The organism is Mesorhizobium sp. B2-7-3 (genome assembly GCF_006440715.1).
Classification (GTDB): domain Bacteria; phylum Pseudomonadota; class Alphaproteobacteria; order Rhizobiales; family Rhizobiaceae; genus Mesorhizobium; species Mesorhizobium australicum.
Map to the genome: position 1 here is coordinate 145,863 of NZ_VFTY01000008.1, position 13,541 is coordinate 159,403.

Annotated in this window: 11 protein-coding genes and 2 pseudogenes; 9 read left to right on the top strand and 4 right to left on the bottom strand. The window is 59.5% G+C overall.

Annotation, left to right across the window (positions count from 1 at the left end; all coding sequences use genetic code 11):
* Positions 1-5 precede the first annotated feature (5 nt).
* The 6 genes and pseudogenes from FJW04_RS19260 (at position 6) to FJW04_RS19285 (ending at position 6,722) form a co-directional block, all read left to right on the top strand.
* Positions 6-1,007: a type IV secretion system protein gene (locus FJW04_RS19260; protein ID WP_140716063.1), complete on the top strand. Its 1,002-nt coding sequence runs from the start codon at positions 6-8 to the stop codon at positions 1,005-1,007.
* Positions 1,008-1,052: 45 nt separating this feature from the next.
* Positions 1,053-1,748, top strand: a complete 696-nt coding sequence (locus tag FJW04_RS19265) for a type IV secretion system protein (RefSeq protein ID WP_140620403.1) — start codon at positions 1,053-1,055, stop codon at positions 1,746-1,748.
* Positions 1,748-2,559 (top strand): annotated as a pseudogene (locus FJW04_RS19270) (TrbG/VirB9 family P-type conjugative transfer protein). The gene FJW04_RS19265 and the pseudogene FJW04_RS19270 overlap by 1 nt, the downstream one beginning before the upstream one ends.
* Positions 2,559-3,782, top strand: coding sequence for a type IV secretion system protein VirB10 (virB10, locus tag FJW04_RS19275; RefSeq protein ID WP_140716192.1), 1,224 nt, complete (start codon positions 2,559-2,561; stop codon positions 3,780-3,782). Before FJW04_RS19270 ends, virB10 begins: the two are co-directional and overlap by 1 nt.
* Positions 3,748-4,773 carry a P-type DNA transfer ATPase VirB11 gene (gene virB11, locus FJW04_RS19280; protein WP_140716065.1) on the top strand — a complete coding sequence of 342 codons (1,026 nt, stop codon included), beginning with the start codon at positions 3,748-3,750 and terminating at the stop codon, positions 4,771-4,773. The genes virB10 and virB11 overlap by 35 nt, the downstream gene beginning before the upstream one ends.
* On the top strand, positions 4,770-6,722 hold the full coding sequence (locus FJW04_RS19285) for a type IV secretory system conjugative DNA transfer family protein (RefSeq protein WP_140716067.1): 1,953 nt from the start codon (positions 4,770-4,772) through the stop codon (positions 6,720-6,722). The genes virB11 and FJW04_RS19285 overlap by 4 nt, the downstream gene beginning before the upstream one ends.
* Positions 6,723-6,755: 33 nt before the next feature.
* Here the strand turns inward: FJW04_RS19285 and FJW04_RS19290 are convergent, their stop codons facing one another.
* From FJW04_RS19290 to FJW04_RS19300, 3 genes and pseudogenes are all read right to left on the bottom strand, one after another.
* Positions 6,756-8,069, bottom strand: coding sequence for a type II toxin-antitoxin system HipA family toxin (locus FJW04_RS19290; RefSeq protein ID WP_140716069.1), 1,314 nt, complete (start codon positions 8,067-8,069; stop codon positions 6,756-6,758).
* Positions 8,069-8,320, bottom strand: coding sequence for a helix-turn-helix domain-containing protein (locus tag FJW04_RS19295; RefSeq protein WP_140620410.1), 252 nt, complete (start codon positions 8,318-8,320; stop codon positions 8,069-8,071). The genes FJW04_RS19290 and FJW04_RS19295 overlap by 1 nt, the downstream gene beginning before the upstream one ends.
* A gap of 155 nt (positions 8,321-8,475) precedes the next feature.
* Positions 8,476-8,971 (bottom strand): annotated as a pseudogene (locus FJW04_RS19300) (helix-turn-helix domain-containing protein); the annotation flags it as partial.
* A gap of 448 nt (positions 8,972-9,419) precedes the next feature.
* Between FJW04_RS19300 and FJW04_RS19310 the strand changes: the two are divergent.
* On the top strand, positions 9,420-9,653 hold the full coding sequence (locus FJW04_RS19310) for a hypothetical protein (protein ID WP_140620412.1): 234 nt from the start codon (positions 9,420-9,422) through the stop codon (positions 9,651-9,653).
* Positions 9,654-9,903: 250 nt separating this feature from the next.
* Positions 9,904-10,182, top strand: coding sequence for an ArsR family transcriptional regulator (locus tag FJW04_RS19315; protein ID WP_263492612.1), 279 nt, complete (start codon positions 9,904-9,906; stop codon positions 10,180-10,182).
* A 351-nt stretch (positions 10,183-10,533) separates the two neighbouring features.
* On the opposite strand, the gene FJW04_RS19320 is transcribed toward FJW04_RS19315, so the two are convergent.
* On the bottom strand, positions 10,534-11,007 hold the full coding sequence (locus tag FJW04_RS19320) for an Lrp/AsnC family transcriptional regulator (protein ID WP_140716073.1): 474 nt from the start codon (positions 11,005-11,007) through the stop codon (positions 10,534-10,536).
* A 123-nt stretch (positions 11,008-11,130) separates the two neighbouring features.
* Here FJW04_RS19320 and FJW04_RS19325 point away from each other — a divergent pair, with 123 nt between their 5' ends.
* Positions 11,131-13,527, top strand: coding sequence for a 1-deoxy-D-xylulose-5-phosphate synthase N-terminal domain-containing protein (locus tag FJW04_RS19325; protein ID WP_140716075.1), 2,397 nt, complete (start codon positions 11,131-11,133; stop codon positions 13,525-13,527).
* Positions 13,528-13,541 lie beyond the last annotated feature (14 nt).

Sequence of the window (13,541 nt, forward strand, 5' to 3'; positions counted from 1 at the left end):
CTGACGTGGATAATTTCATCGGCGAACTGCTGCAGCGCATCGATGCTTCGGGCGAGAATTTCTCCGAGCGTGCGTTCGAGGTTCTGAGCAGGGACATCGAGCCACTGCTTCGGCTGCTGTTCATCCTGGTCGTGCTCTTCTACGGAGTGCAATTGGTGCTGGGAACGTCGAGGCTCAGCGCTGCCGAGATCGTGGGCCGCGTCGCCCGCGTCATGGTGATCCTCGTTCTGGTCAGCACCTGGTCGCACTTCCAGGCTCTCGTCTATGCCTGGATCACAAAAGTCCCGGAGGCGGCGGGGCGGGCAATACTGGCCGCATCGGGCACAGGGGTGACGGAACCCAGCAACGGCCTCTCGGAGATCTGGCAGACCGCCAATCTGGCAGCGTCCACATTTGCCGAGCAGGCCGGCTATTTCTCCGTGCTGCCGGCCTTGATCGGCATGATCATCATGGCCTTTGCCGGGCTGTTCGTCTCCGTGGCGCTGGGCATCCTGGTCCTGGCCAAGGTGATCCTGTGGGTTCTGCTTGGCACCGCGCCGATCTTCATCGCCTGCATGTTCTTTGATGTGACGCGCAACTACGCGATGGGATGGTTGAACCAGTCGCTGCTCTACGCACTGATCCCGTTGTTCGTCTACGTGATCGCCGCCTTCCTGATCGCGGCGATGGCGCCGGAACTGACCAAGATCAACCAGATCTCGGGCAATCGCGAGCTGAAGCTCAGCGACCTTGCAGCCTTCGTGATGTTGTGCCTGGCCGGCAGTTTCGTTCTCTTGCAGATCCAGTCGCTGGCGCAAGGCATTGTCGGCGGGCTCGCGATGCCGGTTGGTCAGCGTTCGCGAGCCCTTACCGGCCGCGGCGTCCTTTCGGGGCGCGCCGCTGTTGCCGGCTCGGCCACACAGATGCAGGCCGCTATCAATCGTGTGCAGGCCCGATTGCGCAGCCCTCAAACGCCGTCGCGCGAGGCCATGCAGCGCGCCATCACCGCCAATGCACAGACGCGGTAACACCAAAACGCAACAGAATTGTCCTCCAACGCTCCGCAACGTCCAATGGCAGAACCCCTCGACGAAAAGCTGAGATCCTACTTCCAGGACGGTGACGTCTGGGAGCACGAGATCTTCAAGCGCGCCATGCGCTCCAGCCGCATCGCCTGGTTTTTCACGCTGCTATTTGCCTCGATCGCGGCCCTTGCCCTGTTGGCGCTGGTGCTGATGGTGCCGCTGAAGAGCTTCGAGCCCTATGTGGTCGAGGTCGACAGGAACACCGGCTATATCGAGGTCAAGTCGGGATTGACGAGGACCTCTGATCTCACCGGTCAGGAGGCTGTCACCCAGGCCAATGTCGTTCGCTACATCCGCAACCGCGAGGGATATGATCCTTTTGCCATCGACGAATATTTCGGGATCGCGGCGCTTTTGTCGACCGACGAGGCGGCCCGCGACCTGCAGATGCAGTTCAGCGCCGCCAACGCGCAAAATCCGGCGAAGATCTATGGCCGGCTGAAGCGGGTGCTTGTCGATATCAAGTCCGTCACCTTCCCAAACGCCAGTACGGCGATCGTGCGCTTCTCGACCACAGAAAAGAGCGAGACGGAAGCCATTCACAGGCATTGGATCTCGGTGGTGAGATTCCGCTACACCGAGAGCCCGCTCAAGAACGAATGGCGCTTCGAAAATCCGCTCGGCTTCCAGGTCTACAGCTACCGCCGCGACCAGGAAACGGTGACACCGGGCGGTTCCGAATGATGGCACGCGGTCTGGTCGTGGTCGCTTATCTGATCCTCTTCGAGTTCACCGCTGTGGCCTTCGGCGCGCAGACGCCGAAGGCCGGTCGCCTGGACGCGCGCATCACCAGCGTCACCTATCAGGAGAACAACGTCGTCCAAGTGCATGCAAGCTATGGCGTATCGACGATGATCGTCTTCGACGAGGAGGAGAAATTTCAGACCATATCGCTCGGCGACAGCGAAAGTTGGCAGGTCGTTCCTGCTGAGCAGGGCAACATCCTTTTCGTCAAGCCGATCGCCAGGAACGTGACGACGAACATGAACGTCGTGACCAGCAGGCGCATTTACTTTCTGGAGCTGAAGGATAGTGCTCCCGCAGGAGGCCGACAGGTGTTCGGCATTCGTTTCGCTTATCCGGAGAAGGACCGCGACGCGGCGCTGAGGAGCGAAGCTGAGCAGCGCGCGGCCTGGCCCAACATCGCCGCGATCGACAAGGCCAATGTCAACATCGACTATTCATTTTCCGGCGATGCGGGTCTGAAGCCGGCGTTAGTGTTCGATGACGCACAAAGACTTTCTTCCGTTTCGGCCGGCGTGCCGCGGCGATCTTCGCCGTCAATTCCGATTTCTCGGAGACGCTGAGGAACTTCCGCAAGGAAGGCGAGTACATCGTCGTCGACGGTGTCGCCGCCCAATACACGTTGCGCGACGGCAATCAGTGGCTGTGCATCTTCAATCTTCGAAAGCCCGATTTCGGCGCGCCCGATGCCGACGCGCTGGCGCCAGTGCGAGACGACATGGCAACGGTCCGCAGGAGGAGCGGAAATTGATCCAGCGAAGTCCCGAACTGGAGGCTTTGGCCGGCAATGACGACCCCGCTGTTGCGGACGGGTCCGTACGTCGCAAGCAGCTTGCCGGTGGTGCCGTCCTGATCCTGTTGGGGCTTGTGGCGGGCTATTTTACCTTGGCTGGGCGTCAACCGTTGCAAGGCCACGTGCCAGCCGGTGACGAGGAGTTCTCGACCACCAGTTTTCGGCCGCCTTCGTTCATGCGTGAGCGAGAACAGCCGGCGAAGCCCACCGCGCCCGAAGTGATGGAATTACCGCCACCGCCACCACCGCCGCCAGTGCCGAGTCCCAATGTCACGCCTTTCGATGTGCCACCGCCCGCAGCGCCTCTATCCGCTCCCGACGCCCCGGCAGCCCCAGGCGATGAGTTTCCCAAACGCTTTCGTTCCAAGATGATCGTCTTCGACGAAAAGGGGGCGACCAGCGACGAGCAAGGCGCCTCGGCCGGCGATGCGCAACCGCGCTCCGTTGCCGGCGAAGACCGTAACAGCAAGTTTCTCGCTGCAGCGGCCAACATCGGCGATCGCTCGGCACGGGCCAGGAAGATCGCCCGGGTCGATGCACTGATTGCGGAAGGCACGCTCCTTCCCGGCATTCTCGAGACCGCGGTTGTCAGCGACCTTCCCGGCCAGATCCGCGCCATCGTCGCCGAGGACGTCTATTCATTCGACGGCCGTCGTGTACTGATCCCGACAGGCACGCGGCTGATCGGTGAATACCAGTCCGAAATCACCCGCGGCCAGAAGCGCATCTTCGTGATCTGGACACGATTGCTTCGCGATGACGGTGTCAGCGTCCGCTTGAACTCGATCGGCGCCGACAGTCTTGGCCGCTCCGGGCTTACCGGCCGGGTCGACACCAAGTTTCGGGAGCGCTTCGGCGCGGCCATCCTGCTTTCGATCGTCGGCGGCGGCGCCAGTTACCTGACCGGCTACGGCAGCCAGACCGCGACAGGCAGCGACGAGGCAAGGCGCGCTGAGGATAACGCACGCTCGACGATTGCTCAGACGTTCTCGGACATGGCCAACCAGGCGCTTGGCGAGAGCCTGAAAATCCCGCCGACGATCAGCGTGCCGCAAGGCGAGCGGATCTTCGTCTTCGTGCGCCAGGACCTCGACTTTTCCGCTGTCTACGACGATCCGGTTTCAGAGGCATTGGAGGAAATTCGTCATGAGCGCGGTTTCGATCGAGCCTGGCAACAATGACCGGCACTATTTCCTTCACCGGTCTCTCGAACCGCTCAGGCCGCTGCTGACAGATCCACAGATTGTCGAGATCTCGATCAACAAACCTGGCCATGTCTATGTCGAGCGCCTTGGTGCCGGTCACATGGAATACCATCACATTCCAAAGCTGACAGCCTCCGAAATCGTCCATATGGGCGAACGGGTCGCGGCCGCCACCAATCAGTTCATTGGTCCCGCAAACCCGATCCTCAGCGCAGCCCTTCCAACTGGGGAGCGCATACAATTCGTGCTGCCGCCGGCAGCGCCCGAGGGGGGCGCGGTTTCGATCCGAAAGCAAGTCGTTGGCGAGTTCACGCTTGAGGATTATCGCGACGCTGGCGCCTTCAATAAGGTATCCGTTGCCATCAGCGGCATGAACGATGCCGATCGCGGCTTGACGGAGCTTTTGCGGAGGGACGACGCCTATGGCTTTGTCCGTAGCGCCATTTTCAGCCGCGTCTCCATGCTAATCAGTGGTGGCACCTCAAGCGGCAAGACCACATTCATGAACGCCTGCCTCAAGGCCGTCCACGAGGGCGAACGCCTGATCACGCTGGAAGATACTCGCGAGCTGTTTCCTCCCCAGCGCAACACCGTGCACCTGCTTTCATCCAAAGGCGACCAAGGCACGGCGAGTGTGACGATCCAGAACCTGCTCGAGGCCTCTTTGCGCATGCGCCCGGACCGGCTGTTCGTGGGCGAAGTGAGAGGAGGTGAGGCGTTCTCGTTCCTGCGTGCGGTCAACACGGGCCATCCAGGCTCGATGTCGACAGTCCACGCCGACACGCCTCGCGGCGCCTATGAGCAGCTCGCCATGATGGTGATGCAATCGGGTCTGTCGGCAGCTTACTCGAAAGCCGACCTTATTTCCTACATTCGCAGCGTCATTCCGATCGTTGTCCAGCTGAGGCGCGAGGGCGGACGTCGTGGCGTGTCGGAGATCTATTTCTCAAGAATGGATCGATCATGACCGGCACGTTCCGCATCGCCTATCTCGTTTTCTGCCTCGCGATTGGTTTTGTCGTCTGGCTGCTCGCCTACGGGGTGGTGCTACAGTTGTTGTATGGCGACGGCCGCATCTTGCAGGTCACCGCGACAACCAATCCGTTCGCAGCGCTCCAGCAGCTTGCCCGTTACCCTGACAACGCCGTGTTGCAGCGGACCAGTCTGGGGGCAGCCGCCGTGTCGGTCCTCATCGCCGGTGCGATCGCCTCTCTCGGTTTGAAGCGTGCTTCCGAACCGCTTGGCAATGCTCGTTTCCAAAATACGACCTCGCTGCGGCATGGCAGATGGTTCCGGCGCCACGGACACATTCTGGGGCGTTACGGGCGCCATGTCCTTCGCGTCCAAGACGAGCGCCATCACCTGGTCATCGGTCCGACGCGCTCGGGCAAGGGGACCTCCTACGTCATCCCGAACGCACTCACTCATCAAGGGTCGATGATCGTTACCGACCTGAAAGGCGAAATCTTCCGCTCAACGGCCGGGTATCGCAAGGCAACCGGAAACCAGGTCTTCCTGTTCGCGCCGGGCAGCGAAAGAACACATCGTTACAATCCGCTCGACTTCATCAGGCCCGACCGGGGCGATCGCACAACGGACATTCTGAACATAGCAAGCATTCTCGTCCCCGAGAGTGCCGATTCCGAGAACGCGATCTGGCAGGCCACCGCGCAGCTGGTGCTGGCTGGGGCTATCAGCTACGTGAACGAGAGCGACTCCTATCGCGGCCGCCGCAATCTTGGCGAGGTGATTTCATTCTTCAACAGCGGCGTCGATCTGCAGGCCCTGATGAGCCTCATCAAAGAAAAGGAGCCGAACCTGTCGCGCTTTACGCTCGAAAGCTTCAACGCCTATATCGCGCTGTCGGAGCGCGCCGCTGCGTCCGCGCTGCTCGACGTGCAGAAGGCCCTGCGTCCCTTTCGCAACGAGCGCGTGGTCGCAGCCACCGAGGTCACCGACATGGATCTTCGTGCGCTGAAGCATCGACCGATCTCGATATACCTGGCGCCCAACATCACCGACGTGGCGATGCTGAAACCGCTGCTATCGCTTTTTGTCCAACAGTCGCTGGACACGCTGCTGCTCACCCAGGACCAGAATTCGCTGCCCATCTACTTCCTGCTGGACGAGTTTCGGCAGCTGAGAAAAGTCTCCGAGATCACCAGCAAACTGCCCTATGTGGCCGGCTACAACATAAAAATGGCCTTCATCATCCAAGACCTCAAAAACTTGGATGAGATCTACGGCGAAACCGCCCGCCATTCGCTTATGGGCAATTGCGGATATCAGCTAGTGCTTGGCGCAAACGACCAGGTCACGGCCGAGAGCGTTTCAAGGGGACTGGGCAAGAAGACAGTGCGTTACAGGACGGAGTCGAGAACGATCGAACTGATGGGGCTGCATCGCCGCACCAAAGTCGAACAGGTGCGCGAACGCGATCTGATGATGCCTCAGGAGGTCAGGCAAATGCCCGCCGACAAGATGGTCATCCTCGTAGAAGGGCAGGCGCCTGTTTTGGCAGACAAGTTGCGCTTTTTTGCGACTTCTCCATTCAAGGCAATGGAGCGGTTCTCGCGATCCAATACCCCCGATGTACCAGCGACGGAGCTGCTGCCGCGGGCTGCGATACCCGCGCTCACAGACGCCTATTCCCAGTCGGGCGCGTCCGAAGATCGCCGCATTGCAGCATTCGGCACAGCTCATCCGCCTACGCCTCCCTCCGGAGCTGCGATAGAGGCGCGCTTTGTTGCTGCAGCTCGAAAACTGAAACAACTGACCACCACGGTATCCGAGAGATCCAGCGGCAAGGCAAAGCGGAATTGGTCCGCGATTTTTGATGAGATCGTGCCTGACGATCCGACCGGGCAGGAAGACGATGCATGCAGTCAGGGCCCGTCAACTTTCGGCACGAGCTAACTTGTTATCCATCCGGGGTGGTTCTTGTCCTACTCAGGACACCGCCTCTTCAAACGCCCTCAGCCGCGGTAGGGCGGCGGCACTGACGCTGGCGTGGATCGCTTCGGGAAAGTCACGAGGAAGGAGTTCAGTTACCCGGGTGAAGGCGCGTTCGCCACGTTCTGCGATATGGGCCATGGCCCCATTCACCACGCTGTCCGGCAGTTTGACCGCGGTGGCGGTCTGAAGGAAATGCCGCGGGTGAATTTGGTCTATCCGGTAGTTACGGTTCGTTCCCACTGCCATTGCCAGCTTCATCTGCTTGCGCGTGATCTGGTTCAAGTCGAGGCTCGGCTGAGCGGTTAGGATGTCGTAGAGCGGGGTCAGTTGGTAGCCGCCACCGGGCGCCAGAAACACGCTGAAATTCTTTGCGTGGCCGTCAGTCGCGCCTAGGATCCAGAACAACATCTGGGCGGCGAGGAAGGTCTTCTGGTCTTCTGCCGGCGTATCACTGCCTTTGAGGAGATTGAGGATTGCCGCCATGCCTGGCCCGCCCTCGTGTTGGTACTTGAGGGTCGGCGGCACAGAGAGGGCTTGGCAGCAGTCTTCCTGTGGAAGGCGGATGAGGCGTCCGCTCTCGGTCCAGCGTCGATCGAAGCGTTCGATGGCCAGCGCCTTGGTCTTGCCGAAGGTGGCAATGCGCGCCGTGTTGACGGGCAGGCCAAACGCTTCGGCCAGCGCCAGGCAGTAAAACTCGTTCTCGACGCTGTTGGTGAGGTCGATGCCGTTAGGCAGCGTGCCGATCTGCGTCTTGAAGATGTGTGTGGTGGGGGTGGTGCCGTGCGGTTTGAGCCACCGTCCGTCATGCCGGAGCAGGGCCGTCTTCTCCTGAGCGCCGGCGACAGAGATGCGGAAGTCATCATCGCGGCTCAAGCCGAGCGGAGCCTGTGCCAGGTTCTTGAGGAGTTTCTCAATCTCACCGTCATCGACGGCTTCGCCGCTGATAGCTTCGATATCTGGTAAGTCATCGTCTCCGGCAATGAATTGCAGTGCGCCCACGCAGTCGCGGCCAATCCGCGCCAGCAGGCTGTAGGCGTCTATACCCCGCGCGCCGACTTTCTCGGCCACACGGCGGCGCAGCGCGTCCGAGTCAGGCAGCAGATTCTCGAAAACGGCGTTGACGGGTTCACCCCGGTAGGCATCTTCGCGCAAAGGCAGGGAGAGGGAGACCGGAAACGCGCCCCGCCGCGCAAGCCAGTGATCCTCGTAGCGGAAGCGAACGGCGCCGCTGGACTCTTTGCTGAGCTGGCCGACAAGGCGGTTGTTCAGATAGACCCGCAACGGCACGTGAAGGGGCCGCCGACCCATCAGCTGAGCAGGTCTTCTATTTCAGAGGAGGACCGCTTGGAACGCGGCGCGACTTGGAACTCCAGGTCGAGGGCTGCCAGCAAAGCCAGCACGCTGTCAAGTCGGGCGGCTGGGTTCCCGCTCTCAATAATGGAAACGGAGGGCTGCCGCATACCGGCACGATCGCCAAGCGCGGCTTGGCTGAGGCCTTTCTGCTTGCGAGCGCGGCGGATGGCATTTCCGATTTGCTCAGGGGTACGGGCGAGGACCATGCTCGAATTATGCGTCAGCTTCTATATTTTGTAAATATGTGTTAGATCGAATATCCTGAACTTATCTGCTAAGTCGGATATACGCAATTATCCAAGGAAGCGCATAACAGATGCTCCCACGGGAACCCCCTTAATGCCTCGGCTGATCGCGTCGCGATATAGACGAGCAAGGCGCATTTGGGGCCGCGGCTCTCGAACCACCAATGGTGAGAGCCATCGATCTGCACGAGCCTCGCCCAGACAGTCACGCCGACCGCGCGGCTGATGCAGTTGGCGCTTCCGCTCACGGCGTGAAGTCCAGATTCCGGCTTCCGTCATCCATTTGCGTAGTGTCTCGGTGCTGACGGCAATCTGGTGCCATTCAAGCAGCTTCTCTCGGGCGAGCGTCGGGCCGAAGTCCCGGTAGCGATCGCTTACCAGATCCAATGTGGTGCTGCGGAAATCCTCATCATGGCGTCGATTGCTCGGCCGACCGCGCTTCTTGGACGCCAGCCCGCCGGCGCCGTCCTGGTCATAGGCCTGCAACAGCCGGTGAACCTGACTCCGGCTGAGGTGAAGGAGCTCCGCTGCATGTACGACGCTCAGCCGTCGGTCGCGGATCTTCTGGATGGCTTCGAGACGATGCAGCTCTTTTTGCGACAAGGTGACCAAAGCATGACGGCTCCCGCAATAAGCCCGCCCTCACGCCAGGCTCTGTGAAGTCGCTAGCCTTCCTTTCCAGCTTCATGTTGACCAGCCTCGGAAGCGGGAAGTGTCGCATCTCTAACTGGGGCAACTGTCGCATTACTAAATAGCTGCTAGAACTATTTGCGGCATAACATACATTATGGAACGGAATATTGTCGTTTAGATTCAACCATATAGAGAGTTGAGCTGGCCGCCGCCTGTAAGTCGTGCCCGACTGCCAAGTGAGGGCTGCCAGTATCTACCTCGATCTCAGTGCTGCTGATGCCGACCTTTTTGGCGTCAGTGAAAAGCTTTTGTGTCAGCTCGGCGACTGAGATGACGCTCCTGCGGCCTTCCAGCTTGCTTTAATCATTGCTAATGCAGCCCCTTGCTGCATTAATCCTCGATCATGCTAATTGGACAGGGAGTAACGATGGCCCAGATGATCCGGTTCGCGATCTTTGCGGTTTCGGCCGCTGTCGCCGGCTTGGCGTGTTTCGCCTTGCATTCCTGCTGGACGTGGACCGCGCCGCTCCTGATCATATCCGTCGGGTCCATGCTTGCCGAACATGCCTTCAACCGGCTGGCCTCGAACGAAGAAAAGCAGCGCGATCTGGAAGATCGCGTGCGCAATCTGCCAATGCAAGCCAATGTAGAACGATCGTGAACCTAGACTTCCTTGTCCCCTTCGCCCCAATGGCACGCCAGTGGGTAGGGGAACATCGACCAGCATTTCATGGGCAAGGCGTCCAGCCCTTACGCGTACCGCGATGAAACAGCGTTCAGGAAGGCCGCCGCGCGCTCCCCGACGGACCCCTATGGCGTGGCTACAGGGCTCAAAGACGGGCGCCCGCCGACGGGGGCGCGTGAAACAAATTGGGACTAAAGCTAAAGAGGCTGCAAGATTTGTGACGGCGATGGCCAATGCTCGACGCCTGTTGATCATGCACCTCGTGCTCGACCGCGAATTGCCGGCTGAGGCGCTTCGAGAGCAACTGGGGCTTAGCTCGTCGGCACTGTCACAGCACATGGCCAAGTTACGCGCACTCGGCTTGGTCCGCGTCCGCCGCGACCGTGACAACATAGTTCACTATTCCTGTTGCAATGACTCGGCCCGCAAACTGCTTGCCCTGCTGGACCACGCTTATGGAAGTGGCCCTTCGAAGCAAAACGCAGACTTGGGAATTCCAGATTGAGCCCTTGCGGACCCCGCATGAGGGACTGTTAAAGTCTATGCGGGAATCGACAGGGAAGGAACCGAGTTCATCCATTGGAATACCACCGGGCCTGTGCGGCGGCCTTCGTCAACCAATTGATGATGAGCGGCCCGGCTACCGAGGGGTTGATTTGGGCTTGAAGGTCCCCAACCGGGCCATGCCGGCGATCCCCCCCGGCAGAAGGATCATGAACTAATATTAGCAATAGCGCAAATACGAAACGGCGCCGGCATCAACGTCGTCAATATCGTAGCCCGATAGGATTCGTTCGCTATCTGGCACCATAGGCTTACCGTGCCCTGGTCGCCCGCGAGATTTACAGGCCGGCTGTCAGACGCCGATCGGCAACCCGTGAGCATGCTTCACCTGGCCCAACGCAAAGCTGGATTCGATCGAGGCCACGCCGTCGAGCCTGGTGAGTTTCTGCTTCAGGAAGGTTTCATATGCCTCTAGATCCTTGACGACGACACGCAGCAAGAAATCCATTTTTCCGGTCATCAAATAACATTCGACGACTTCCGGCCAACGACGGACCGCGCTCGAAAAACCATCGAGCTCTTCCTCCCGTTGTCGCTCAAGCTTGACGGAAGCAAAGGCGCTAACGGGCAATCCAACCTTCACCTGATCAACGATTGCCACGTAGAATCTGATCACGCCTGATTTTTCGAGCATCCGCACTCGGCGCGCGCAAGGCGATGGAGAGAGCCCGGCGATCTCGCTGAGATCTTCCGTTGTCGCGTGAGCATCCGACTGAAGTGCAGCCAGCAATCTGCGATCGATATCGTCAATCACATCTTTTGGCATAGGTTTTTGTTTCCTGCATAAAAATTAGCTGAGTCCGGCCGAAGCGGCTCTAGCTTATCGCGCTTTTAGCCGCAATCGCCCGCTGGATTTTCCTATCCTCCCTCCTCTCGGTGGAGTTATAAAATGAACGATCCTCAACTCGCGTGCCTCAAGGAACTCGAAAGCAAGGTACTGTGGCTTTCCACATGGATGGTCCACAACGCCAACAACCTTCGGCCGAATGACGACGGGCTCAAAGTTGGAGGGCATCAGGCCTCGTCAGCATCGCTCACCACGCTCATGACTGCGCTATACTTCGCGGTCTTGCATCCAGAAGACAGGGTCGCGGTGAAACCGCATGCAAGTCCGGTCTTTCACGCCATCCAGTATCTCTTCGGCAACCAGACACGGTCGAAACTGGAATCCTTCCGCGCTTATGGAGGTGCGCAGTCCTATCCATCACGGACGAAGGATACGGACGATGTCGACTTCTCGACCGGGTCTGTCGGACTGGGCGTCGCGCAAACCCTGTTTTCCTCATTGGTGCAGGATTACCTTCGAGCAAAAGGCATGGCCAACGACCGTCCGGAAGGCCGCATGGTCGCGCTTATTGGCGACGCCGAGATGGATGAGGGTAACATTTTTGAGGCTCTTCTCGAGGGTTGGAAACACGGTCTGCGCAACACGTGGTGGATCGTTGATTATAATCGCCAAAGCTTGGACGCGGTCGTAAGGGAGGGCTTGTGGGAGCGCTTCGTCTCTCTGTTTCGCGATTTCGGCTGGGAGGTGGTAATCCTCAAATACGGCTCCCTGCTCGAGCAAGCCTTCGAGGAGCCTGGGGGCGAGGCTTTACGCGCCTGGATCGACAATTGTCCCAACCAGCTCTATTCGGCTCTGGCTTATCAAGGTGGGGCAGCGTGGCGCAGACGCCTGCTCGATGAGATCGGTGACCAGGGTCAAATCTCCCGGTTGATTGAAAAGCGTTCGGACGAAGACCTTGCGTGCTTAATGACAAACCTTGGCGGTCATGATCTGCCCCTGTTGTTGAGGACCTTCGAAGAGGCCCGCAAGCATGACCGGCCGATCTGCTTTCTCGCCTACACGATCAAGGGATTCGGCCTGCCGCTGGCGGGCCACAAGGACAATCATGCAGGTTTGATGACCACCGCGCAGACCGAAGACCTGCGCGCTCGTCTTCGGATTCGGCCGGGCTGCGAATGGGAATTGTTTGAAGGTCTTCAGCTGCCTGCCGCTGAGCTGGCTGCTTTCCTCAAGGAAGCTCCATTCAATGCCCGGCGCCGTGGCCGCCACCGGGCACCGAAAATCGCTGTCCCTGAGGCGTTTGCCATAGAGGTGCAATCTCCTGTCTCCACACAGCACGGCTTCGGAATTCTCATCCACGAGGTCGCCAAGACGGAGACTGATCTGGCGAGACGGATCGTCACAACGTCGCCGGACGTCACCGTCTCAACCAATCTCGGCGCATGGGTCAATCGTCGGGGGCTCTTTGCCCGGGAAGAGAAGGCGGATCTATTCAAGAAGGAGCGGATCCCGTCGACCTTCAACTGGCAATTCTCGCCCAAAGGCCAGCATATCGAACTCGGCATCGCCGAGATGAACTTGTTTATAAACCTCTCGGCTCTGGGGCTTTCCCATTCGACATTTGGCGAGCGGCTTTTGCCGATAGGGACCCTTTATGACCCGTTCATCGAACGTGGGCTCGATGCGCTGAACTACGCCTGCTACCAAGATGCGCGCTTCATTGTCGTTGCCACCCCTTCCGGGATCAGTTTGGCGCCTGAAGGCGGCGCCCATCAATCGATAGCAACTCCACTTATCGGCATGGCTCAGGATGGGCTCGCCAGCTTTGAGCCAGCCTTCGTCGACGAGCTTGCAACCATTCTGCGATTTTCGTTTGACTACATCCAGCGCGATGGAGACACCCAGCCCGATCCCGTGACCTGGCTCAGGGATGCCACTGGAGGCTCGGTATATCTCAGACTGTCGACTCGGCCGATTGAACAACCCAAACGCGTCATTGATCAGACGTTGGCTGAAGACATCCTCAATGGAGGCTATTGGATGCGAAAGCCAGGGCCAAATGCCCAGATTGTGATCGCCTATACGGGAGCGGTTGCACCCGAAGCCATTGATGCGATTGGGTTGATTGCAGAGGATCGCCGCGATGTGGGCCTTTTGGCGGTAACGTCTGCAGATCGCCTGAATGCGGGATGGACGGCCGCGCAGCGCGCCAGGGAGCACGGCGTCGCCCATGCACAAAGCCCTGTTGAGCGACTGCTTGCCAGCGTCCCCTCACATTGTGGGCTCATCACCGTGCTTGACGGCCATCCCGCCACGCTTGCTTGGCTCGGATCCGTCGAGGGTCACAAGACCCGTTCACTGGGCGTGGAGCATTTCGGCCAGTCGGGCACCATCGCGGACCTTTATCGGCACCATGGAATTGACGCGCAAAGCATCGCGCGAGCCGCACAGTCGCTTTCACCTGGAAGGCCAATCCGACACTTACGAGCGGCCGTCTAACATCTCGGCTCTAC

Excerpts from the sequence above, each read along its gene's own strand:
- FJW04_RS19285 (WP_140716067.1), top strand. The coding sequence starts at position 4,770 with ATGACCGGCACGTTCCGCATCGCCTATCTCGTTTTCTGCCTCGCGATT.
- FJW04_RS19295 (WP_140620410.1), bottom strand. The coding sequence starts at position 8,320 with ATGGTCCTCGCCCGTACCCCTGAGCAAATCGGAAATGCCATCCGCCGC.
- FJW04_RS19290 (WP_140716069.1), bottom strand. The coding sequence starts at position 8,069 with ATGGGTCGGCGGCCCCTTCACGTGCCGTTGCGGGTCTATCTGAACAAC.
- FJW04_RS19265 (WP_140620403.1), top strand. The coding sequence starts at position 1,053 with ATGGCAGAACCCCTCGACGAAAAGCTGAGATCCTACTTCCAGGACGGT.
- FJW04_RS19315 (WP_263492612.1), top strand. The coding sequence starts at position 9,904 with ATGGCCAATGCTCGACGCCTGTTGATCATGCACCTCGTGCTCGACCGC.
- FJW04_RS19320 (WP_140716073.1), bottom strand. The coding sequence starts at position 11,007 with ATGCCAAAAGATGTGATTGACGATATCGATCGCAGATTGCTGGCTGCA.
- FJW04_RS19325 (WP_140716075.1), top strand. The coding sequence starts at position 11,131 with ATGAACGATCCTCAACTCGCGTGCCTCAAGGAACTCGAAAGCAAGGTA.
- virB11 (WP_140716065.1), top strand. The coding sequence starts at position 3,748 with ATGAGCGCGGTTTCGATCGAGCCTGGCAACAATGACCGGCACTATTTC.
- FJW04_RS19310 (WP_140620412.1), top strand. The coding sequence starts at position 9,420 with ATGGCCCAGATGATCCGGTTCGCGATCTTTGCGGTTTCGGCCGCTGTC.